The sequence below is a fragment of the Paenibacillus sp. FSL L8-0708 genome (assembly GCF_038009325.1).
Classification (GTDB): Bacteria; Bacillota; Bacilli; order Paenibacillales; family Paenibacillaceae; genus Paenibacillus_AQ; species Paenibacillus_AQ odorifer.
Genome location: NZ_JBBPBC010000001.1, coordinates 391,608 through 416,245, shown reverse-complemented (window position 1 = coordinate 416,245; position 24,638 = coordinate 391,608). Strand labels below are relative to the sequence as shown.

General features: G+C 44.8%; 19 protein-coding genes. 4 read left to right on the top strand and 15 right to left on the bottom strand.

Annotation, left to right across the window (positions count from 1 at the left end):
- Positions 1–130: 130 nt before the first annotated feature.
- From NYE58_RS01865 to NYE58_RS01850, 4 genes are all read right to left on the bottom strand, one after another.
- Positions 131–277 (bottom strand): hypothetical protein, encoded by a 147-nt coding sequence (locus tag NYE58_RS01865; protein WP_341000966.1) that lies wholly within the window; start codon positions 275–277, stop codon positions 131–133.
- Between the two features lie 7 nt (positions 278–284).
- Positions 285–1,529, bottom strand: coding sequence for an L-lactate MFS transporter (locus NYE58_RS01860; protein ID WP_076124755.1), 1,245 nt, complete (start codon positions 1,527–1,529; stop codon positions 285–287).
- A gap of 138 nt (positions 1,530–1,667) precedes the next feature.
- A complete protein-coding gene (locus NYE58_RS01855; RefSeq protein WP_076275969.1) occupies positions 1,668–2,396 on the bottom strand; it encodes a LytR/AlgR family response regulator transcription factor in 729 nt (242 codons plus the stop codon).
- On the bottom strand, positions 2,393–3,997 hold the full coding sequence (locus NYE58_RS01850; RefSeq protein WP_303047248.1) for a sensor histidine kinase: 1,605 nt from the start codon (positions 3,995–3,997) through the stop codon (positions 2,393–2,395). Before NYE58_RS01850 ends, NYE58_RS01855 begins: the two co-directional genes overlap by 4 nt.
- 261 nt (positions 3,998–4,258) lie before the next feature.
- Here NYE58_RS01850 and NYE58_RS01845 point away from each other — a divergent pair, with 261 nt between their 5' ends.
- The gene (locus NYE58_RS01845; protein ID WP_076124758.1) at positions 4,259–4,774 is read left to right on the top strand and encodes a nucleotidyltransferase family protein; all 516 of its coding nucleotides are present in this window, start codon (positions 4,259–4,261) and stop codon (positions 4,772–4,774) included.
- 75 nt (positions 4,775–4,849) lie between these two features.
- Here the strand turns inward: NYE58_RS01845 and NYE58_RS01840 are convergent, their stop codons facing one another.
- Positions 4,850–6,364: a methyl-accepting chemotaxis protein gene (locus NYE58_RS01840; RefSeq protein ID WP_341000965.1), complete on the bottom strand. Its 1,515-nt coding sequence runs from the start codon at positions 6,362–6,364 to the stop codon at positions 4,850–4,852.
- Positions 6,365–6,598: 234 nt separating this feature from the next.
- On the opposite strand from NYE58_RS01840, the gene NYE58_RS01835 reads away from it, so the two are divergent.
- Positions 6,599–7,693 (top strand): GGDEF domain-containing protein, encoded by a 1,095-nt coding sequence (locus NYE58_RS01835; RefSeq protein ID WP_076124680.1) that lies wholly within the window; start codon positions 6,599–6,601, stop codon positions 7,691–7,693.
- A gap of 119 nt (positions 7,694–7,812) precedes the next feature.
- Here NYE58_RS01835 and NYE58_RS01830 read toward each other — a convergent pair whose 3' ends face one another.
- Entirely contained in the window at positions 7,813–10,935 is a 3,123-nt protein-coding gene (locus tag NYE58_RS01830) for an EAL domain-containing protein (protein WP_076278937.1), read from the bottom strand.
- Positions 10,936–11,240: 305 nt separating this feature from the next.
- Here NYE58_RS01830 and NYE58_RS01825 point away from each other — a divergent pair, with 305 nt between their 5' ends.
- Both NYE58_RS01825 and NYE58_RS01820 read left to right on the top strand, forming a co-directional pair.
- Positions 11,241–11,384 carry a hypothetical protein gene (locus tag NYE58_RS01825; RefSeq protein WP_167348483.1) on the top strand — a complete coding sequence of 48 codons (144 nt, stop codon included), beginning with the start codon at positions 11,241–11,243 and terminating at the stop codon, positions 11,382–11,384.
- Positions 11,385–11,559: 175 nt separating this feature from the next.
- On the top strand, positions 11,560–13,842 hold the full coding sequence (locus NYE58_RS01820) for a TPM domain-containing protein (RefSeq protein ID WP_341000964.1): 2,283 nt from the start codon (positions 11,560–11,562) through the stop codon (positions 13,840–13,842).
- 93 nt (positions 13,843–13,935) lie between these two features.
- Here the strand turns inward: NYE58_RS01820 and NYE58_RS01815 are convergent, their stop codons facing one another.
- The 9 genes from NYE58_RS01815 to NYE58_RS01775 form a co-directional block, all read right to left on the bottom strand.
- Positions 13,936–15,552, bottom strand: a complete 1,617-nt coding sequence (locus tag NYE58_RS01815; protein WP_076275965.1) for an ATP-binding protein — start codon at positions 15,550–15,552, stop codon at positions 13,936–13,938.
- 192 nt (positions 15,553–15,744) lie between these two features.
- The gene (locus NYE58_RS01810; RefSeq protein ID WP_076124688.1) at positions 15,745–16,533 is read right to left on the bottom strand and encodes a formate/nitrite transporter family protein; all 789 of its coding nucleotides are present in this window, start codon (positions 16,531–16,533) and stop codon (positions 15,745–15,747) included.
- A gap of 460 nt (positions 16,534–16,993) precedes the next feature.
- Positions 16,994–18,094 carry a toxic anion resistance protein gene (locus NYE58_RS01805; protein WP_036687432.1) on the bottom strand — a complete coding sequence of 367 codons (1,101 nt, stop codon included), beginning with the start codon at positions 18,092–18,094 and terminating at the stop codon, positions 16,994–16,996.
- Positions 18,095–18,105: 11 nt separating this feature from the next.
- A complete protein-coding gene (locus NYE58_RS01800) occupies positions 18,106–18,813 on the bottom strand; it encodes a hypothetical protein (protein WP_076304768.1) in 708 nt (235 codons plus the stop codon).
- A 34-nt stretch (positions 18,814–18,847) separates the two neighbouring features.
- Positions 18,848–19,903: an ATP-grasp domain-containing protein gene (locus NYE58_RS01795; protein ID WP_076185601.1), complete on the bottom strand. Its 1,056-nt coding sequence runs from the start codon at positions 19,901–19,903 to the stop codon at positions 18,848–18,850.
- Positions 19,900–20,733 carry an HAD family hydrolase gene (locus NYE58_RS01790; protein ID WP_036687429.1) on the bottom strand — a complete coding sequence of 278 codons (834 nt, stop codon included), beginning with the start codon at positions 20,731–20,733 and terminating at the stop codon, positions 19,900–19,902. Before NYE58_RS01790 ends, NYE58_RS01795 begins: the two co-directional genes overlap by 4 nt.
- Entirely contained in the window at positions 20,730–21,881 is a 1,152-nt protein-coding gene (locus tag NYE58_RS01785) for a cysteine protease StiP family protein (RefSeq protein ID WP_076302299.1), read from the bottom strand. The genes NYE58_RS01790 and NYE58_RS01785 overlap by 4 nt, the downstream gene beginning before the upstream one ends.
- The gene (locus tag NYE58_RS01780; protein ID WP_081386325.1) at positions 21,862–23,304 is read right to left on the bottom strand and encodes a phosphoribosyltransferase family protein; all 1,443 of its coding nucleotides are present in this window, start codon (positions 23,302–23,304) and stop codon (positions 21,862–21,864) included. The genes NYE58_RS01785 and NYE58_RS01780 overlap by 20 nt, the downstream gene beginning before the upstream one ends.
- Positions 23,249–24,457, bottom strand: coding sequence for an HpcH/HpaI aldolase/citrate lyase family protein (locus NYE58_RS01775; protein WP_232061116.1), 1,209 nt, complete (start codon positions 24,455–24,457; stop codon positions 23,249–23,251). Before NYE58_RS01775 ends, NYE58_RS01780 begins: the two co-directional genes overlap by 56 nt.
- Positions 24,458–24,638 lie beyond the last annotated feature (181 nt).

Here is a 24,638-nt window from a genome sequence, read left to right as displayed (position 1 = left end):
AGCTGTATTTGGTGCAACTATTTCCTTGGTTTTTTCGCCTCTAAGCAACATCTCGAGTTTTTAGTTGTACAGAATACAACTAAAATCCGAAGATTCACTATTTCATACGGAATAGTTGCACAGAATGCAGTTACTTCTCAGATCCCAGCAAAACTCCTTCTCCCAATTGAAGATAATCCGCCCAAATAAGTCTCAGCTCAGCAAGCCACCACAAATCAAAAAAACCAGGCAGCGATTCTCCACTAACGGGAGAATCACTGCCTGGTTCTAGCTTCAATTACATCTTAAGCCGTACGTTCCGTTGCTTTGAGACGCAGCGCTTTTTTCTCTTTCGACTTCGCCACTGGCGGTTTCAGAGAAATCGCGATGATGCAGGCCAGCAGGCACAAGAGGCCAAAGATAACAAAGGTTGGTTTAAATCCGCCTAGGAAGACGGCGATAAACGAACCGGAAAGGGCACCAATACCAAAACCTTGGTAAACAATTCCGTAGTTCTTACTGTGATTTTTCAGTCCGAAGAAGTCGCTGACAATGGCGGGGAACACCGTGATATTCCCGCCAAAGCAGAACGCAATGGCTGCTACACAAGTGAAGAAAAGTCCGAAATTCAGGGTCGCGTAGCTGAGGGTCAGCATAGCCGCCGCAGTTACAGCAAGCGATGCGCCTACCAGCTTCAAGCGACTCATTTTGTCAGATAAAGCACCTAGAATTAAACGTCCCGCTGTATTAAAGATCGCAATCATAGCCACCGCACTAGCTGCTGTCTGTACATCAAGTCCAGCCAGCTGCACGCCGATATCTTTTACAATACCGATCAAATACAGACCACACATACAAGCGGTGAAAAAGATGATAAATAGCAGATAAGCTTCTTTTGTCCGCAGCATTTCTTTGACCGTATAGTCTTTCGGTGAACTCATTACTGTAGCTGTCGTTGAACCCGCTGGTGCTGGGGCCGCTTGAACCGGAGCTTCTCTTACGAGCAAGGAACCGATTACAATCATGCCCATAACAATCAAACCCCAATACATAAATGTATTAGACACACCCACTGAGTCAATCAACCCGCCGTTAATATATTTAAAGATCAAACTCCCCGTTCCATAAGCACCAACGGACACGCCGGAGATTAAACCTTTATTATTCGGAAACCATTTAATTAAATTAGATAATGAAGTGATATAAGCTGTCCCATCCGCAAAACCAACGATCACCCCAACCAATAAATAGAACATGAAGAGTGAATTGGCTTGAGAGCTAAGAATCAATCCTAGTCCGAGCACAATCCCAGCAGTAGCAGTCAAACGGCGAAGCCCGAAACGATCCTGCAGCTTCCCTGCGAACAAAGTCGCGAAAGCGAGTGCAAAGCTCGTTATAGAAAAAGTAATCGAAACGGAGTTAAGCTCCCAGCCAAATTTTGTTACCAGATGCGCATTAAATAAACTCCATGTATAGATGGTACCTAGGCCCATTTGCATAATTACTGTACCTAATACGATTAGCCACCGTTTGGTGCTTTTGCTGTCCATTGTCGTAGTCATGGTCTTTTCCTTCTTTCTCTCTCGTTGTCTGCTACAAGAGCTTCTATCGCCTCTTTATTGTAGCTAAACCAGCCGATGTTGAGAGAAATCCGGCATGAGATGACGGAAATGAAGAATGAATTGCATTTATAAGCGCATAATCTGCCTGAATTCCTTTACCTTACTACGACTTACCGGCACTTCAAAACCTAAATCATGCAGGCGCAGCAAATACGTATTGTTGAACCACGGGATGATTTCCTTGATCTTGGACAGGTTAACAATATAGGAACGATGGCAGCGAAAAAAACGATCCTGCGGCAGCCGCTGAAAGAAATCGCTAATACTAAGTGCCATGCTGTATTCCTCACCTTTAGTCATCACACTTGTACTTTTTTCCTGCGCGGAGGCGTAATAAATATCGTCGGCATTCACTACGATAATCTTTTCATTTTTCCACAGATTAACCTTGTCACTGACCGGATTACGTTCTTCTTCCCCCTGTCGTCCACGGCTGGCAAACGCATTTTCCAGCTTGTGCAGCATGGCTTTGATGCGTACCTCGCTATAAGGCTTAAGAATATAGTCAAAAGCTTCAATCTCAAACGCCTCAGCGGCATGCTCCTTATACGCAGTGATGAACACTATGTAGGGTTTTACCGAGAATCTACTGATATTTTGTGCCAAAAGCACCCCATCGATGGAGGGAATATTAATATCCAGAAAAATCACATCTACCGTATCACTCTGCAAAAATTTAAGCGCGTCCAGCCCATCTTCAAACTGTGCCGTTATATCGATCCCGCTGTGCGTCTCTATTAAATAAGCCAGCTCCTGTCTTGCCAGCTCTTCATCTTCTACAATGATCGCTCTCATTGGTCCTCCTTTTTAACATCAAAAAAGATGTTCGTCCCTTTATCCAATCTCTGAATGGTAAGTCCAGTCCCATAGATCAGCTTTACCCGTTGGTGTACATTAAACAGCCCGATTTTATTCTCCGGCATATCGCCAGTATAGACCTTCTCTATCGTTTCCTCGCTGATGCCAGCTCCGGTATCGCGAATGCCCACCCGTACGGTATCCCCTTGGTCTTTTACAGAAATCGTTACTGTTCCTGTCCCTCTTACCTTCAGTATGCCATGTATAATCGCATTTTCTACAAGCGGCTGAATGATCAAACTCGGAATCCGAACCTGAACCTCATCAATATCATAAAGCACGTTAAGCCGGCTTCCAAAACGCGCCTTTTCGATCTCTACGTATTGCTGGACCTGCTGTAGCTCTCGTTTGATATCAATGAATTCATCGGTAAGCTCCAGATTGTATCTCATATAACCGGACAGATTCACAATCAGCTCGCGTGCCTTATCCGGGTTAATTCGAATCGAGGACGCAATCGCATTCAGTGCATTGAACAAAAAATGCGGGTTAATGCTGGTCTGCAGTGCCTTCAGCTCCGCTTTGTTCGCCATTTCCTTAATGCCTTCCACCCGCGACACTTCCATCAAGGTAGAGATCATTTGCGACAGACCCACGGCCATAGCTTGGAGCGAGTAGGTAATCTTGTGGGCTTTGGTGTAATAGATTTTGAGCGCTCCCGTCACCTCACCCTTTTCCTTCAAAGGAATAATGATCAGCGACTTGATCTGCGGATTCACGTAATCACTATCATCGTTACGGATGGTAATTTCACCACTGGACAACGTTACTTTAGTTTCCTCACTGATAATATCGTTAGTTGTCTCATAATCCTCCTCACCCACGCCAACATAGGCACGAATAAACCGAGTATCGGTAATGGCTACAGCGTCTGCACCGATATCCTCTTTGATGATCTGGCAGATGGTGTGCAGCGACTCCTGATTAATATTGCGAAAATACGGCAAGGTCTTATTGGCAATATCAAGCGCCAGCTTGGACTGCTTAGCCGCGATCCGTTCCTTCTCACCTTCCACGCTCTGCACTAGCACAACAATCAGGCCGACACTAATCTGGCTCATAATCATCGGAAAAGCGATCTTGGACACGATATCCACACCCAGCGACATCGGCTGAGCCATCGCTAGAATGAGCAGCATCGTCAGTGCCTCACAGGCCATTCCCGCCAAAATCCCTGCTATCCAGCGACGTTCACCAGAGGTGCGGCGATAGATTATCCCAGACACTATGCCTGCGGTGATACTCGTAATCAGACAAGGAAGAGAGGTTACCCCTCCGATATCAATCAGAAAACGGTGAACCCCTGAGATGATGCCTGTTATAAGTCCAACCCATGGTCCGAACAAAATCCCGCCAGATACGATGGCGATAATTCGCACATTCACAAGCGAACCTTCCACATTAATCCCGCTATAAGTGCCGAAAATGGCAAATAAGCTGAAGATCATCGTTGCAATAGCAAGCTCTTGCGGAGCGTAACTCCCTTTTTGAAAAACCTCTTTAAACCGCGGCAGACGAGTCAATACAAACAGACACATCAGCAATAACGCAGCTCTTTCCAACAATTGCAGTAATATAGTAAACGTATATTGCACGGTCACCGCCTCCAAAGGTCTCGATGTCGATTCATTATAAAGATAGTTCATGCCTCTGTCCATTCAGCCTGTCCCTTTATACCTCTATTGAAACTCTTGTTGTATGATATTAACAGATTGGAAGCATGAATATTCGGAGGTGGCAGTTTGCACAAGATAGAACACGAGGCAGATATCATTCAGCTTGTACATAATGATCCCTGGATGATGGATATTTTAGAAAATGCCAGATCGCTACAGTTACCTGACTGGTGGGTTTGTGCTGGGTTTGTACGTTCAAAAATCTGGGATACCTTACATGGCTTTGAAGAGCGGACCCCTTTGCCAGATATTGATGTTATTTATTATGACGGCAGCAATCTTCATGAGGAAGTGGAAAAGCAATGGGAGGCAAAACTAAGAAATTTAAATCCCCATGTGCCATGGTCCGTTAAGAATGAAGCAAGAATGCATACCATTAACAACCTTGCGCCCTATACGTCATCTGTAGATGCCATCTCCAAGTTTCCGGAAACAGCTACAGCGCTTGGGCTTTCCTTAGATGAATACGGTAAGGTTATCCTAACCGCTCCGCATGGGATTGCAGATGTTATTAATGTAGTGTTACGGGCTACCCCTCATTTCAACAATAATCCGAACTTACTCCCTATTTATGAAAAACGAATTGCACAAAAAAACTGGCAGGCAACGTGGAAGCAATTGCAGGTCAGCGCTACCTAAAGCTAAGTTGTGTTAGCATCGGAATAAAAAAGACAGCAAGCCTCTGCTACAGAAGGGCTTGCTGCTGTTGTTTTATTACACCGCTAAATCAATACCAACCACGCCTACTACATCTCCCTGACGATTCCGGATTGCTCTAGATAATGTAATACAAGAACGTTTCGTAATCGCGGATACATAAGGTTTAGAGACATATTCACCCTCATTCATGGCCCCATTCCACCAATCACGCCGCTTAGCATTCAACAGGCCAGCCGCTGGCTCGGAGTAGATAAAGGTTCCATCCGTCCGATTGGACCAAATGGCTTGTACATCTGGAATTTTCTTAATGTAAACTTTCAAAACACCTTGATGAACTTCAGTATCTGGAGCGTAAAGTTCTTCCTTGGCGGAAATCGTCTCCAAGAGACTCTGCATTTCCTGAAGCCGGGCTGCATATTGGCTCATCTCAATTTCCGCTCTGCCCGCAATGCTAGTAACCGATTGCTGCAAGGATTGCGACTCCGCTAACAGATTGGCGCTGACTTCGTTCAGCTGCCCAATTTGATCCCGCTGCCGTGTCACCTGCTCCAGCGTAAGGTCTACATTGGCAATCGTCTCATTCACGATAGCCACCGCACCGCTCAGCTCCGTTGTCACTTCTACAATCAGCTTGCCCTGCTTCGCGGCAGCATCGATTGTTTCCGTCACGGCGCTGCCTACTTCATCTACTCTCGACGCGATATCATCGAGTCGAAGCTTAACCGTGCCGACCTCGTTCACCCCACGCTCCACTGAGACTTGCTCTTTCGTAACGGATTCCAGCACCTGCTGTACTCCATTATTAATGTCAAGCAAGATGCCTGAGGAGCGGTCTACCGAGCTCTTGCTTTGATCAGCCAGCTGCCGAATCCGGCTGGCCACTACTGCAAATCCGCGGCCCTGTTCACCGGCCCGGGCCGCTTCAATAGAAGCATTCAGCGCGAGCAACGAGGTCTCATTCACAATGGAGTTAATCAATGTATTGATCTCCTCTACCATCGCAATATGATTACTCAGGGTAGTAAACTTAGCTAACATGTCCCCACTCTGTGTTTGCAGATCCTTCATCACCACATCTGCAATGCTCAGGGAATCTACCATTGCTGTCATTCCTTGCCGAGCATATTGCATATTCGAGCCTAGTTTTTCCGTCAATTCTTCAATATGTGCTGTAACTGAGGCTACACCGCCCATCGTCTGATAGGCCCCTTCAATATTGGCTTTAGCTTCGTTGCTGCGAATCCTTAAATCCGTTTCATACGCGTGTGAATAATCTGCCGTCTGCTGCAGCTGCTCTGTATGGCGGCTGATTTCTTCAAGCGCACCATGCAGCCGATCCGAGGTAACTACAATCTCATTGCCAAGAAGCTCCACTTTGTTCTGTGACTCCTTCAGCAGCGCTTCTTTGCGATAACCGTAGCGGGATGTATTCAGCGAGAACCATCCTAGAGAACCCATAAGCAGAATAATCACCAGCTTATGCGTCCAGAGCATATCAATCAATAAGCTGTACACACTGACAAGAAGCAACAGGACGACTACGAAAATCTGGTTTCGACGGATCTGCATCTTTACTTCCACTCCACTCGATTGATGTTATGTATTCTAACATTATATCAACAGAGTTAATTAAAGGAAATACTTTCTATAGTATTCCTTTTCGATCAATCATTCCCCGGGCCAGGTAATCTCCCCTTATAAAGATGCTTGTTGATCTCCCGCTTCCAAGAAAGCCATCAAGAGGAAACCTGAGCTTATTGTCGAATATATAAGCATATTGCCACTGGAAAAGAGGATCACATTATGCGCGCCACACCTCAAACTCCTCGTCAGACCTATTGGAATCGTGTGCTTCTCAATTCATTCTGGATCATCCTGATTGTGTATTTAAGTATTCAGTTCATTGTTTCTCTATCCTTATGGAGCCAGCGTCCGGAAACCCCAACCAGGAACGATTATATTGAGCACTCGTTGATTTCTGATTCCATCATAGTGAGTTTGATCATTATTCTAGAAGTAATCTATAGATGGAGGCCTCTGTGGGCCCAACTCGCCATTACGGTTGCAAGCCATCTATTTGCGGTTTTGATTATCGTCAATCTCAGCGATGAGTTGCATGTTAAATCATTAATTATGCTGTTCCCGCTACTAGTCTCGATGATCTATCTGAAGAGCAGTTATATGATAGCCACTTCTGCTATTTCTCTACTGTACACGATCATTTTATTCACCAAGACATCCATTCACGAGTACTTCCCGATCACCCAAACAATCATTATCGCTCTTATTTTTGCAGGCACTGCTTTGGCAGGTTTTGCAGTAATCGTTCGTGGACGTGATTTGATGCAATCCCTGCAGAACTCCGTCAAGTCAGAACAGGAATTACGCATTCAGAATATAATCATGGATCGTCTATCTAAGATAGATCCCCTGACTGATCTGTATAATCACAAGACTTTTCACGAATATTTGGGTTGGCTAATCGAGCATCAGCAGAGTAATCCATTCTCCATGCAGCTTGCCGTTATGGATATCGATAATTTCAAAAAAGTAAATGATTGCTATGGACACTCCGTTGGAGATATCGTATTACAAAAAGTCGCAGCGATCCTGCTCGAGTATATCGGTCCTGATGATTTCGCCGCGCGGTACGGGGGCGAGGAATTCATTGTCATTCTGACAACCAAAACCTTTGAGCAATCCTATGAAATCATGCAACAGATTCTAGCCAAAGTCGCCGATACCCCTTTTGCCGAAATGGAAGGGAAAAGCATAACCGTCAGTATCGGGATGCATGATTACACAGGTGCAGACTCCAAAAATTCTACTTTTCAGCAGGCTGATGATGCACTTTACGAAGCTAAAAACACCGGGAAGAACAAAATTGTCATCAGCTAGTGACAAGCTCCACAGACACTGTTTATCTGTCGGAGCTTGTTTTCTTTTGCAAAGCCTTAATTTCAGAAGCATTTCATACCAAAAACCCCCACCTTGAGATGAGGGCTGTGTATCCACTGCTATATTCCGTAACGCTTCTGCGGTTCCAAAAGCTCCACCACTTCCTGCTTCGGAACAGGTCTGCTAACCAGATATCCCTGTACCTTATCGCAGCCCGATTTTCTGAGGAAATCCAGCTGGCTGATCTCTTCCACTCCCTCCGCAACGACCTCCAGCCCCATATTGTGGCCCAGCTGTATAATGGTCTGCACAAAAGACTGGCTGTAAGCTTTTTCCGAAAGCGAATCGATAAAGGTTTTATCCATTTTAAGCGTAGAAATCGGCAATTGCTGCAAATAACTAAGAGATGAGTATCCCGTTCCGAAATCATCCAGCGCAATACGAATGCCTTGGGATTTGAGGAATTGAAGCTTATTCACGATACTCTCAAACGATTCCATAAAAATAGACTCGGTGATTTCCAGTTCAAGACAACTAGGCTTTAGCCCACTTTCAGCCAGACTTTCCTGCACCATCTCGACGAAATCATCCTGCAATAGTTGAATAATGGAAATGTTAACTGATATCTTGTAAGGAATGCCCATACGATCTTGAATGCCCTTCATAAAGATGCACGATTCCCTAAGCACCCATTCTCCAATATAAATAATCAGCCTGGAATCCTCGGCGATTTTGATAAAGGAAAGTGGAGATACAAAGCCCAGCGTTGGACTATTCCAGCGAATTAAAGCCTCAAAACCAGAGATTAATCCAGACTGGATATCCACCTGCGGTTGATAATATAACTCAAACTCATTATTATTCATGGCACTGCGCAAATGTTTCTCTATATTCATCCGTTCATTAAACGCAGTATGCATAGATTTGTCATATACCACATAAGTCCCCTTACCATCCTCTTTTGCCCGGTACATAGCGACATCCGCATTTTTTAAGATTTGCTCGGTGGTCTCACCATCTTCCGGATAAAAGGAAATTCCGATGCTTACGGAAACGTACAAATAACTCTCTCCGATTAAAAAGGACTGCCTGAACGCTCTCATGATACGCTCCGCCAGGTCTAGCACATCCTCGTGGTTTTCTATATCCTTAATAAAAATCACGAATTCATCCCCGCCGAGCCGAGAGAGCATATCTCCTTCCCGCACCACCGACTGCAGCCTTTTGCTAGCCTTCTGAATAAGAACATCACCGGATTTATGCCCTAAGGTATCATTGATGTATTTAAAATTATCGGTATCTACGAACAACAGCGCCGCCTTGCCTCCTGAACATTGCAGATATTTCTCCATAGATTCCAGTAGACATACACGGTTGGGTAGATTACTAAGCTCATCCACATAAGCTAGACGATGCATGTGTTTTTGATTCTCCACCAGCATATCGTATTGCTCTACAAGCTCCTGCTGTGTGGCTGTAAGCTGTTCATAGGTTGCCTCAAGCTCCTGATAACTGTTGCTCAGCTTTAGCTCTACCTGCTTCCGCTTACTAATATCAATCAGCGAACCGATAAATAACACAACTTCATTCTTTGGATCAACGATAGCTTTACCACTTACCTCAAACCAGACGAACTGATTATCTTTTGTCCGCATGCGGTATTCCGTCTCGTAGATAGGTGTTAAACCTGCCAGATGATCATGTCTTGCCTTTTGGGATGATGGCTGGTCATCGGGATGAATAATACTAAGCACCCCATTTTCGAAAGAATTGATTTCATCCTCCGTATAGCCCATGAGCTTGTACCAGCGATCCGATAGATTATACAGTCCTGTCTCCCAATCAAGCTCCCACATGTATGCACCAGAACCCTCTGTCGCGAGACTGAACCGTCGTTCACCTACTTGCAGCTTAGCAAATTGCTCCTGTAGCTCGACCTCTGTCGCTGACAGCTCTTCGTAAGTAGCTTCCAGTTCCTCATAACTTTGCTGAAGCCTTAGCTCATTTTGTTTGCGCTCATCGATATCCACTCCTACAAGCACAAAAATATCAGCTGCCTGCTTATCCAATCCTTTCAACAAGGTGGTCCGAAATGAAAAATACCGCGCTGCTGGCGAATTGTCCGGAAGTTTATGCTCGATATTATCAACATAGTCAAGCTGTACGGCCCTTTCCAGCAGATTCCGAATAGCCGCCGTACTGCCTGTCAGCCCCTCTATATCCTCAATGTTTTTGCCCACTACTTCATTCTCGCATAGGCCCGTCATTCGCTCAGCGTAATTGTTAAACCGAACTACCTTTTTATCCGCCTGCACAGCCCAAACCACCATACCGCTATGCTCTATTACATCCTCAAAAAATTGCTGTTCCGAATAAACCGCCCGCCGTAAGTGATTAATATACATTTTTAGCAAAACCGCACTAATGATCAGAAGGCCGAGCAGAATAATGGCTCCCACAATAAATCTATTGCGCATCATAACTTTATAATAATCCGAATGAACGAAGAAATAGTGCTGATACAGCTCTTCAAAAGCACCTGAACGATGCAGGCGATCCAATCTCTCGTTAACATAAGTCACTAGCTCCGGAGAGGATTTACTTATTGCAAAAGCGACATCCCTAGGGTAGAGATTGCTCATTTTTTTGATAATACTCCCCTTCAATTTCTGCTCTGCAATCAGATAATCAATCACTTCCTGATTCTCAAATAGAAGGTCGATTTCCCCCTTTTCTAAAGCCTTCAAAGCTTCAGGAGTCGTTGCATATTCTATGTAATTTGTAATCCCCACCTTGCTGTTCAGCACGGTTGCAGAATACTGTCCATTCCCTAACCCAATCTTATAACTTCCCAACGTCTTTAAATCGATCTCATCCTCAAGCTCTCGCCTTGCATAGATGGAAATATAATTCTTAATAACTGAATCTGAAAATAACACCTCTTGGTTACGCGACTCCGTAATTGCCATAAGACCTGCTATCTCAATATCTCCTTGAATCAGCCGACTGTATACTTCATCCCATTGCCCAGTACTGTAGTGAATAAGGTAATCCTGCTTCTCAAAAATCATCGTGCTCAAATTAATATCAAACCCGGTCAAATACCCGTTTTCTACATATTTATAAGGTGGATATTCCAGTTCTACTTGGTACCTTATATCCTCTCTTTCGGCGTGAGCGGCTGTAGGAGGTACGAGCAAAAGCAGAAAAATAATCAGAAGCAACATTGTGCACCGCTTCATTGCCCAATTCCCCTTTTTGCTAAAATTTAGAATTTAAAGCATTATTCTAAAAAGTATTCGACAAAATATGGTAAGATTCCTGCTAATTCTTTCCTAAAACCACACATTATACGCAAATCCCCATCTTTCGATGGACTCTTTTATTTGTAAATGATAAAAGTTACGAAGTCTTGATTTTTATATTGCTTTTTACATAGAAAATGTGGATAATAGCAATAACGACAAACGATGATAATGATTATCATTATTATAAGCGTTAATAATTTCAATTTACTATATTTAAGTTAAAAGGAGACTGATCACCCATGAACGTTACCTCTACCCGAACAACATTACAGGTTGACGATTATCTGGATCTGCTCAATCTTGCCGTTAAAGTTGGAGATTTGAAATGGCAAAAAGAAATTAAATCCAGATTGCAATACATTCTCTGTCTGCCGACAAGATAATGCTTCCGAGTATACGCCGTGTTCCCTTATTTGGGGGCATGGCTTTTTTTGTTGGTATGCAGACATAACTATATAATAATTGGAGTATCTCCAGGTCACCTGATGGTTAATGATATAGTATAATTATCAGCATAATATATTGAATAAAAAGTCCTTCAGATCGGAGCGTGTCAGCTTGAAAAAGTATATAGCTTTATTCTTAATGCTCAGCCTGTTATGGGTACCTTGTGCATACGCCGCTGGAATTCCTACACAGCAGGGATTAGTTACCGATAACGCTGAAATGTTCAGTTCCGCAGAATCCGCGTCTATTTCTGCTACCGCCACTGGAGAACTCATGACCATCCATGTACTCACTGTAGATTCCACAGACGGTACTCCAGCTGATAAGTATGCAGACAAGGTTTATGACTCGTGGAAACTGTCCACGCGGGATCTTCTACTGCTGATCTCCGCTGGTGACCAGTCCATTGAGCTAAATTTCTTAAATCCAGACTTTCAAAGCTCGTTAAATACTTGGTCTAAGAATCAGGGAGGGTCCTCGGGAAGTTCAGCCATCCAAAAACTGCTCGACACCTATTTCATTCCTTATGCCCAAAAAGGGGACTTCGCTGGCGGGACAAAGGCTTTGATTAATGCCATCCATTCCATCGGAGATCGTGCCGGCAATACTGGAGGAACCGCAGGAAGCGGGAGCGCAGCCGGGGTCGGGAATGATGTAAACCGCTCCAGCAGCTCCATGTTTATGATTGCAGCGATTCTTATCGGAGCCCTTCTAATCCTCCTTCTACTCTTTGTAATGGTTACAGGTCTGCGTCGACGCAAGCAGCTTAGCGAGCAACAGAAACAGTTATCTAATTTAATGGTCCAGGCAAATCGGGCACTGGAATCGCTAAACCCTTTTCAAGGGATCGTTCAAGGGAAGACGGGAGAGCTTGTCGAAGGTATTTCCAAGCGGCTGTCCGCCAAGCTCGTTGAAATCTCCGCACTACAAAGTGAAGTTCAAGGCGTTCAGCCAGCATTTTATCGTTTGGCTGCCCTCAAGACAGCCGTGAAACAATTGCAGCAGACCGAAGCTGCCTTCCGCACAGCGCTTGAAGAGGAAGAGAAACACATAGCTGTCATTAGCGAAGCTGACCGCAATGTCAAACAGCGTATTACAGAGCTGAAAGAGGATACGCCAGAGCTTGAAGAACAGCTGCAAGGTGCAGTTAAAGAAACCGGATATGAGCTTCAAGAAATTGTAGAGGAACTTAAGGAGCTTGCGGAGGAAACTGCTAAGGCAGACCAATTGGAGCTTTTTGATCCCATTGCTGCACAAGAGGTTACCGAGGATGCACAGGAACGTCAGGAAAAAATCGAACAGGATCTGAAGGATGTTGATCTCTATGATGATAAGCTAAACAAATTTCCTACGGTATTAGCTGCGGCACGTGCCAAAATCACCGGGATCATTGAACAGAATTCACTGCACAATATGAAGGTTAAGCCATATGACCACCTGGAGCAGGCCCGCGTAGAATCGTTGACTCTTGAAGCACCGCTGCGTATAGGAGATATGGATGAGGTGCGCAGAATCGGCGCCAGTCTAGATCTGCTTCTGGATGAAGCTGTTGCTATGACAGAGCAGCAAGCACTGCTGCGGCAGAATAACCGCAGAGATCTAGAAACATTCCGCACCACATGGAGCCATTTGAAGCAGCGGCGAGACGAGCTGCAGGCCCGAATTACAGAAGCACGTGTACATTTCGAAGAACAGCATATAGTTAGCGTAGAGAACATTCTGACGGAGTGGAGCACACGTCTTCGGGAAGGCGCAGGTGAAGTGGCGCAAATTGAGAACTGGAACAGTGATGAACGGGGCGAATATGACAAGGCCCACGATGCGCTGGAGCGCTTGCTGTCCTTGCAGGATGAAGCTGGCCGGCAATATGACGGCGTCTCTGAAAGTCTAAATGCATTAAATGAAAGACTGGATAAAGTACAACGTCTCTTCTCCGAAGGACAAAGTCGGGTAGAGACGACCCAGCGAATGCTGCACAGCAGAGGCTTGTCTTCCAGAATCCGCTTTGAGTTATCCTTACTGCCGGAATATAGCCAGTTGGAGCAACGGTTGTCATCCCGGCCTTACAACCTGGAGGAACTGGAATCGATTGGCCGCGCTTATGACGCTCAGATCACTTCCTTTGTGAATGAAGCGAACCGAATCGTTCGCCAAAAAGAAGAGGAAGAACGGCTTGCCCAGCTAGCCATGATGAGAGAGCAACAGCGGCGTGCGCAAGCCCGTAAACGGATGTCCTCCGGTCCTCCTTCTTCAGGCGGATTCGGTGGGGGACGTTCCTCCGGCGGCTCTTCCTGGGGTGGTGGCGGCAGTGGCGGCAAATCCTCCGGCGGCTCTTCTTGGGGCGGTGGCGGCGGCAAATCCGGTGGAAATTCATCGGGTGGCTCTAAGTGGTAATTCCTCACCATTAGATGCAAATGGATATACAAAAAGACTCTTTCGCTTATATAGGCGGAAGAGTCTTTTTAATTATGAATTATTATTGCTGTTTCATTTGTGGTATGAATGTGCCATTGGAAGATAAATTGTAACGGCCGTGCCCACTCCCTCTTCACTAGCTATTGCCACATATCCTCTGTGGGCAGTCACGATTTTTTTGACAATCATGAAGCCAAGTCCATTCCCATCGCCTCTGGTCGTGTGAAAAGGCTCTCCTAATTTCTCCAGAACTTCCTTGTTCATACCCTCTCCATTATCGGTGAAGGTAATCACCTGAAATTCATCCTTCACATCAAGAGTCACTGTAATGCTCCCGCCAAAAGGCAAAGCTTCCATTGAATTTCTTAGGATATTGAGGAAAATCTGCTTAATCTGATTGCGGTCACATTCGATCTCAGCATCATAATGGATCTTTGTATTTAACACTATATTATTCATTTCCACCTGAATCGCGAAGATATTCAATACTTCCAGCAGGATCGTGCTACATTGTTCAGTCATATAATGCGCAGCCTGCGGTTTACCCAGAATAAGAAACTCGCTCACAATAAGATTCATTCTTTCCACTTCAGACATAATGAGATCATAATGCAGCAGTCGTGAATCTTTATTAGCCAGTTGAAGCATCCCTTTCACCGTAGTCAGGGGATTGCGGATCTCATGTGCAATGCTCATAGCCAGTTGTCCTGCGACCACTAGCTTTTCTGTATTGCGCAGCACTTCTTCTGTTCTTTTCATCTCCGTGATGTTGCGCAAACTTCCAATCACACGCGCTAAGTAACCATTCGCATCGTAAACGGGTAGTACATCTAACATATAATGCTCGAACAACCCGTTTTTCTCCTGAATCACTTCTAACCCGGCACATGCGACATGATGTATGATGACATGTTGAAAGTATGCGCCCACATTCCTAATTTCAAAGACACTAGTTCCAACCACAGAGTCTTGATGCTCACCACCCAAATGAAGCATAGCTAAACCGTTCTCATTTATATTCACGACTGTTCCGAATTGATCTGTTATGATTACCCCTAAGTAATTGGTCTCTAGCAAAATCCGATTTAATAATTGCAGCTGAGAATTCCCTCTCCGCAACAAAATCTCACGTTCAATCGAGTCAGCCATCGTACAGAGCAGAGGCAGCAGATGGGGATGGGCTACATCTATATCTGCCATAAATGAAATTGTACCTAAAATCTCTTGCCCATTTTCTTTATAAAATGGAGCCGTACAGCATACTAAATGATGCAAAATATGATGGAAATGGTCTCGTCCTGTCAGCTGGAATGGCCTCTGATATTCAAGGGCTAAAGCGATTGAATTGGTACCCACCTCTTTGTTCATCTGCACGCCTTCTTTGATGCCTACCTGTCCTACGAGATCAATAATCGTCGCATCTCCTTGGAACGCCAATAGATAACCTGCATCATCCGAAATCGTAACTAGGATCGGGTTCCCTTTGACTGAGGAAAGAAATTTTTTGACAAAAAATTCGATAACCTCAATCACTTCACTATATACGCTAAGCTGTGCCCCCAATTCATCAGTAGAATATCCCTTTGCAAAGACAGGCGGTTGCTCAGGATCAATTCCCTGGTCTATACAATGCTGATTGGAAGCCTTAATAATGGTCTCATCCGTCAGTATCCCTGTTGTCTCATCCAAAGCCCTTACCCCATTCTGTATGAATCTTCAATTTTGCATTGCATAATTATGTATTCTACCTCTCTCCCTCTAATCCTTTTCAATCCTTAAAAATCAAATAATCCCAATGTTAAAAAATAACTTTCTGCACAAAAAAACTCCACCCCTATACAAGAGCGAAGTTTTGGAGAATTATTATTTTCTATTTTTCAGTTAATGCTTAGTATCATCCAAAAAAGGTTTATTCACATAATAATACATTACCCCCATCAGTACGCCACCGCCAATTAAATTGCCGATCGTAACGGGGACAAGGTTATGCACCACGCCATACCACGATACCGTTCCGGGATGATCAAGTACTAGCGCAATCGCAAAGGTACACATATTGGCAATACTATGTTCATAGCCGGAGATGAAAAAACAGAATACGAATAAGACCATGGCGAACATTTTGGCCCCATCGCCTTTCATATTCATCGGTATAAAAAAAGCCATACAAACGAGCCAGTTACAAAGAATAGCCCGAAAGAAAAGCTGACCTGCCGGGGCTTCCATCTTATGCTCCACTACATATAGCAAAAAACCGTTTACATCTGAGCTATAGAACAGTCCTGTCAAAAAAATCAGCAAGGCAAAAACGGCAGCCCCAAGAATATTACCGATATAACTCATGATCCACATGCGGACAACCTCAGACCATTTCATTTTCCGTCTTAGTGCCGTGTATGTGTAATAAAAAGTATCTCCGGTGAATAAATCCCCACCACCAAAAGAAATTAGAATAATAGCCGCTCCGAAAGTAATCGCAGCCATTGGATATGCAAAGGGGGATTGCTCCATAAAGAAATAGTTGCCTGTCTTAAATGCTACAATTACACCGAATCCGATAAACATACTGGCCAGCATGGCTCTGGCAATATAGCGCATTACGCTTTGCCGGAATATCTTCTGTTTCTTAAGTGCTAATTGTTCAACCTGAAGCAGTGCCTCGTTCTCCATGTGACCTCCTTAGGGATTTTGGTATTTCCAGCTGATTATGGGCTAATCGACAGCCTTGCGTTATTATACCCAATAACCCGCTGGAAATTACTTGAACCAACTCGCGGCAAAAAATCCCTGAATACTTACGGGGAAGCGAAGCTACCTCTTGCTAATTGTCTTCATTCATTTTAGCAATGGCTTCTGCTTTTTCACTGCTGGCGACGATGATAAGCACGAGTATCAAACAGCCTAAAACCATAGCCTATCCCCACTTCCTCCACATGTAGTCTTGTGACAACTTATGTATGTGGATAGGGCTTTATGTTTGGCTACAGCAAACTTCATTTGATTAGATCACGTTTACGCCTATGCAGTAGTTGAAGCAAGCTACTTCATATCCAAAAAAAGCAGAGCAGCGAACCCCCAGAAATGAAGGCTCACTGCTCTGCTATATTTTTACGGACTTTTTTAAAAATAATTAGTTCAAGAAGCTGCTCAGTTGGCTCTCTGCTTCACCTTGTTTCAGCGCCTCAGGCTTGTCCGCTTCATTGAGTCCTAGACGATTGCCCAGTTGGGTATTGATCGTCGTCATTTTGGATGTATAATCCTGGCAGCTTTCGATAATACGACGGTTTGACTGTTCCGAAGTATCCAATGCGCTAAGCAAATCCCCGATCGCTTGATTCACGGCTTCCATAGACATGGAAGGTTTGGATAGAAGCTCGGTCGTTTTTTCTGTAGTCGTACGCAGCAAGCGTGCATTTTCTTTAAACTGATCTTCAATCGTCTTATTTGTTGCTTCTACAGCGTTGATAACATTCTCCTGATCGGCCAGCGACATCGCAATCATTGCCGACACTGTAATCAGATTAGAAGTTTTATCAATCGCATTATTTACGGAATCGATCAGTTTATCATTATTGTCATTGATGATATCTGTAGCAGCAATCGCTTGATTGTAAAGCAGAATCATCTCTGTCATGGACTGAATACGAACCATCACTTTACGCAGACCACGCTCCAGATAAGCTTTACGGAACTCATTCTCAGGCTTCGCAATCTCCACCTCGAACAGCTCTTTTAGCTTATTGCCGAAGGCAATTTTGGTTTGAAGGTTATAGATCTCCTCCATAGAGGTACGTTTCAGCTGGCGCATATTTACAATACTCTCTTCGAGGGTATCTCTGCCGTCGCGTAGACCAGTAACAATCGCATCAATATTTGTGCGGACAGACTGATATTTGTACACATAGTTCTTCATCGGACTCTTCCGCAGCATTTTGCCGAAAAAGCTAACATTCTTACTCTGTTGCAGATTTTCACACTCATTCCGCAGCTTCATAATCATGTTAGGCACTTCAACACGCTTACCGGACATCAGGTCATTTACCGGACGATCCAGCAGCTTGAGCGTTTGGCCTGCTTTTTCCTGCGTCTTCACCCCAAGCTTCCCGATATCATCCATTAAAGAATCCAACGTGACTGTATCTGTCTGGGATACCTTCTCGATCAATTGTGCGGCTTCTTCGACTACCTTTTGTTCATCTTCTTTTTTTAATTGGATCAACTGCGTGGACATGGGTTTCCCTCCTATAATTCGGAACTGCTATACCGCTGATGAATCAGTTCCGCCTTCGTCTGAAGTTCCATCAGGTCTTTATGTTCGATCGTCGAAGCAATATCCGATATTTTGGAATCAACATCTCTTAGACCGTTCAGCAGCGTTCTCCGATTCTTCGTCTTCGCTTCACCACTTAGGCGCAAAAATGGGTTAATCACACCATTTAAATCCTTCAGAATCAATCTGCGGACCGTATGATTAATATCGCCATTATTGAGCTCCTGCAGCAGCGGAATTACACGTTGAAGTCTCGCAAAAAGCGCCAGTGATTTCTCGACAATTTCATTGTCCAGTGTATCCTTCTGCCCCTCGGAGATAATCATATCTTCCAAAATGCTAAGGTACTCAACTACTGGAGCAAATTCCGGTCCAATCTTCGTTGGTTCGGCCTCAGTTCTACCACTATTGCCCGGATTACCTGGTGCAGCATTATTTGCCACACTAGGTAATTGCGGAGCATTTGCAGAGGGAGCTGGAGCAACAGGCAACGTCTCTGGACCTGCTGGCAGCACCTCAGCCGGAAGGTTGGTTCTTGGACTTCTCGTTGCAAGAACCCCTACCGCTGCACCCGCTACAGGCAACAGCAAGGAGAGTAACTCAGGCAAAAAAGAACTCGTTAATACAGCGACAACATAGCCAATACCGGCATACAGCAATATTTTCGATTTAAATTTAATTTTTCTCACCTCTTGTGAGCGAGATTGCGAACGCTCAATTCACGGGATCCGGAATTACGGATTCGCCGTTTATTTTCATAATTAGCGGCTGCTCTACATGGCTGGCAAGCACATTATCGCCGAACTCCGCAGGCTGGACCTCTCCGCCGAGTGCACTTTTGACAGCCAGGTATGGAAAGTTAATTCCAGACAGACAAGAAATATGAAGACCTCCAGACATCCGGGGGTTAATCTCCAGCAGTTTAGGAATTCCACCACTATACTTCATTTGAATATTGAAATTGAAAGGTATTTTATATACCTCTGCTACCCGGGAAGCGATCTCCTCCAGCTCCGGAATATGCTCCATCAGCCGCAGACGACCGCCAGCTTTACGACGGGGTACAGCCGCTAACAGCCTGCCATTCTCATCTGACAAGCAATCTATACTGTATTCATAACCTTCCAGCAATTCCATCACCATAAGTTCAGGGAATGTAGGTTCACTTCCCAGAATACGATAGGCCTCATCGAAGGATATCAGCGGAGTTACATGACCAAACAGCTCCTGTAAAGGACTACGTGTGTTATCAATGATACGGAAGCCAAGGCCTCCCTCTGTCTCCGTGGGTTTAAAGCATACGTGGTGTCCTTTGGCTACAAGATCATGATAAGCCTCTTTGAACTGCTCTGCTGTACTCACCACATGATAATCAGGAATTGTCATAATCCCTGTTTCCTTAACACTTTCGTAGAACTTCCCCTTATCCATGATGGTCTCCAATAAGTCCAAATCTCTACAGACTAGAACCTTGGTGCCAATCGCATCAAACATAGCAGCATGCAAAGCTATATCCAGCATATGTAACCGTGGAATGAAGATATCGATCTCATTGCGGCGACAGAAATCCACGCAGAATTGAACATATTCTATTCCAGTCAGTGCTGGTTCAGTCCCAGCAACATCAGCACCTTGAAGGGACATATGGTGAATATCAGGATGCGTGGCGAAGATTTGTACAGGAACGCCATCCTCATTATTGCGGATGAGATTCATATAATGGTAAGCGACGGAAAACCAGCGATTGAAATAAATGTTTACCTTTTTCATAGTGGCCCAACTCCCAATACGGTTAAGTTATTATAGATCATGTTTACATACTGTAGAATTTCATCACCAGCAAAAACACCCGCTTGCTTCGTAAAGGGATACCTTGATTTTACAAGACCACTCTGCTGCTCTGCAAATATTTCTCCATGACAAGGAGCAATCGCATAGTCCGCACTTTCTAGTAAACTCTTATCCAACAAGGAATCTCCCGATGCTACCATCGGTTCTGAACGAACCGTCCGGCGCACATGAACAATCGCATCACTTTTATTCACAGCGGCAGGAACGACATATAGCTTGCGTCCTTGTAAGGATACCCGCCAGCCCAAATCGTATAATCGCTCTGCCAGATTCGTGATCTCATCCATAGGTAATAAATCACGCACTACTACAAAAGTATAAAATAAATCATCACAATACCGCTCACTAATGATCCATTCCTCGTGCACTACAGACCTAACGTGCATTCTAACTTCTTCTGCTGCAGCCGATTCGTTTTGAACAAGCCTGCCCACCGAAGCTCTCCAGCTCTTATCTACTTCGCCACCAATCAGAATATTCCCGCCATTACTAGTAATCGCGTAGTCTGGAATAATCGTGTCTTGAAACAGATTAATACGCTTATACTGCGCTATGGTACGTGTTGTAACGGGCATAAAGATAATACGGGAAGTAAGCTCCATCAGATCAGCTAATGCTTTTTGGGAAATGTATGAAACCGTCTTGCCATCCACAACCTCCGCAGGAACCAGGCCCGGAGTATTCTCCGGGACGCCGATTGCATTTAGGGAATAGATTAACGTTCGGTCCAAATCACTGGCATAGATCATTCCGTCTCACCTCTCAGCGGCTTAATAATCCCGCAACAGGAGTAGGTGAGTCCAGGGAATACCTCTACTGGAACCCCTCTATCCTCTGCTAAGAGAATAATATGACGAAGATTTGGATTATCCATAGTATCGACAAGAATCTTCCACGGTACTCTGCGCAGCAGCACTCGGGTAGTTTCTCCGACTCCGGGCTTGACCAAATTGATGTTATCTATGCCGAACACTTCTTGAATACTCTGAATATCACGCAGGCCCTGCCATGTAATTTCTGGCGGGGATTGCTGCATCTGTTCAGCAATCGCTTGCGCTTCTTCCGCAACGGAGGAGAAATACGGGCAGATCGCCGCAATGAATACATTAGATACATCCGTATCGAGCCATTCCTTGTAGAATTTAGCCCCATGGAATTCTTCCGGACCGATTAAATCATCGCGCAGCACTGTCCGGCTCATCAGTCCTGACACCGTAGAATTGAGGCATGCACTAGGAATAAGATAATCCTCTCTAGTCCCGAACGTGCCTGAACAGTTCCCGGGATCAGCCAATACGGCCAGGTCATCATTTAGCCGAATGCCATATTTCTCATATAGGCTGTTGCACGCCTCAATCAATACCTGGCGAATAGCCCCTTTCCCCGTCCATCCGTCGACAAACTGCAAATCAGCGTCAAGCCCATGCTTTTGCAGAATATAGAGGATTGCGTTCTCATCAATCCCCTTGCCCCGAATGATAGAGATACTATAATGCGGCAGATCAGCACCATATCGCTCTTGGATATAACGCTTAATCAGTACACCAATTGGTGTTCCCGCTCTTGCCAAAGAGACTAACACCGTATCAAGTCCCCTTTGAGCGACAATCATCTCAGAGACTACCGCTACTGCTAGAGCGACCTTCTCCGCAGATTGCTCCAGCGTCTCGTGAAATAACTCAATATACTGCTCAGTAGGCTGATATTCCACGGGCAGCATCTCAGAGTAGTGTACGCCTGATTGAATGGCGGCCTCTCTTTCGTCAGTCGCCCGCTCCAGTGAAACATCGCTCAGATCCTTAAGCAAAAATATAACATCTGACGGAGAATAGCTGCCTAGCGGAACCGGTTCGGCTATACTTCTGTTTAGAATTTCTTCAGTTACTGTTCCCTTCATAGGTAGGGCCTCCACTTCTTCTTTCCGAGGTCAGTACAATAAGATGCACTTTATGGCGGGCCAGTTTCTTCAGTATATCAAGCATAGGTTTCATACGCTCATGCGGTACATCACGCTCAATCAGCACAAATATATCATCGTATTGACCAGGAGCTATATTATAAATAAAGTTTGTGATTTCCGGGTCACCAGCTGAAGGATACGCAGCAGCACTATGTACCCCATAATCCGGCCGACGCTCAGGGTGGATCGGACTTCTAGTGGAAGACTGGTAAGCAATCCCTTCCCCCATTTCCGCCGCCACTCTCATCGGAAGATACATAAATTCTCCTACACCCATTACCAAGGCTTTCGGTCCTCTACGCAATTGCCGCAGCTGCTCAGCTATTCGTTTCACACCCTGATCAAGCTCCAGATTATCCTGTGACTCCATTCCGAACCGTCCACTATATTTCATATACGGCGCTGTGTTGATCTCACCATAGGAATCGATAGAGGATACCTCCAGTCGTTCCATTCCATCTTGAGCATAAGTAGTTACAACCTCACACTCAAAAATGGCCTCTCTATCCAGCTGCTCAGTATCCTTATTAAACACCGGTGAACCTATCACTTCAATATTCCCTTGCAGCAGACATAACGACTTAATGCGAATCCCCAGCTCCTGCTCAAGCTCACTATAGTGTTGAAGATTGCTGCCGCTTCTCCAATCCAGAAGAGAGACTACCACATATTCCTCCCGCGGGAATTTTGACTGAATATCTCGAATCGTATTGATCGCGGTTTTCCCGGTCGTAATCTCGTCATCTACCAATATAATGGGCTCTGTCCCAGATAAGAGTTCGGTATCCAAGGCATAACATAGATGATCAACTGCATGGGAATGCTCTTCTACAAAACTTACAACAGACTCCAAATCAGGAATATGCTCACGCGTAGTATGAATATAGGATGCCTGCTCAGCAAAGATGTTGTACACACTGTGACCCAGTGCAGTTGCCGTTTCTGCGAATCCAATAAAAACCACAGGCTTGGGCAAAACCAGCCGGGCCGCTAGTAAATGTTGATAGGCTTCCTTAGCAAATTCAGGATGAATCAGCCCATGAACCGCCATATCCAATAACTTTGTCATACGATCACTATCCACGGAATCGCCGTTCATCTCCTGATATAACAGCAGCGCCAACGCTGCTCCGCTTAGAAGTGAAGTATACGGATCGACGGGGATATGCTTGCCAAGCACCTTACTGACAAACAGAAAAGTTCGTTTTTTATTAATTCGCGCCGCCATAGAAAATAAAGAATCCAGAGGCATATGAAAGGGGTTAAAGGTTTCGGTTACATTCACTTGCAGGTTCTCGACTATGTTATACGTGCGTAAATTCGTTTTCGGGTAATAATCCGACAAAATGCTGTTGTTCATGTAACACCCCGTATATTTGAGATCGTAGTAAAATTCGTCTTGCCCAATTCAGATGGGGCTTAATTTCGTTCATTTTATTAAAATATTGACTCTTAAACACGCCCAGACTGCCATCATTACTTTCTACAATGCTTAAAGCGTCGACGTATTCCTCATGCATCACTGTATACATCGCCTGAACAGGTCTGAGATGAGAAGGATGGATAATCGTCTTACCCACAATTCCATTCTCTTTATCCAAAATAACCTCACGAATTAGCCCGTCCACACTGCTCGAGATATAGCTATTCCGCATATCACGGCCGTTTTTGCCGTAAGTATCCTCAAATGGCGTCTGCCGCAGCTGCGGCCGGAGAACTCGATGACCTTTATTCGCAAAATACTCCCAGACAGGTCCTGAGATCACATATCCCTCTTCAACCCGCCCAAACACATTGATAATGTCCGAGATACAGTCACGGATAGGAGTAAGATCATAAATACTAACATCAGGACTGCGACGCAGTCCGAACAGGCTGGAGAAATCCGTTGCCCCAATTCTGACGTTTAGGACAAGCTCACGGTAATTACGGAGTAAATCACGGATAGATAGCAGACTGTCCACTCGACTTTCCCGATAAATAATAGGTGCAGTTTCCAAGATTGGCATCCCGTAAAGCACAGGATCATTATAACCACGCGTATTGTTGTACTCAGCTAACGTTTCAAAATATTGAATTCCATTGTCCACAGAGAACTTAGGAAATACAAACCCTGTTAACATCGTTACCAAGGATCCCAAGCGGAAAATCATTTGCCGGAGTTGGTCCGGGTTACGTACTCGTATAAAAAGAAGCGGGAGGCTGTTCGATGAATCCAGCTCATTTTCTGCGTAAGCAGCTAGGTAAATAAGATGCTGGATAATAGATTCCTCTGCATTGTCAACCTGGTCATCTCCGATTGCGTCCTCCAGATCTATAATAACCGTCACTAGACCTGCATTCTTGAGCTTAATGATGTCTTCTGCAACACTTGCACGGGTAGCCGGCATATAGAGGGCAGCGCCGACAGCGTAGGCTAACAGTTCCTTGTTCGTGGTATGATCAAATGAGATAGGCGGAGTGTAAAACAAAGAGATTTCTTGTTCTTTCGTCAGGTAATCGAAGTATCTCAAATCGGTTCCCCCTTATAGTTTTGCGAAGCCAAGCAAAACAAGCGTAGACCTCTCCTCATAGAGAGTGTCAGAACCGGCAATACTCTCCCTTGGGGATGGCATCTTGGCTCTCTCAAATATAAGTGAAGGCCTACGCTATAACATATACGATTACCTGAAAGAAGCAGGCGTTTCTATTCTT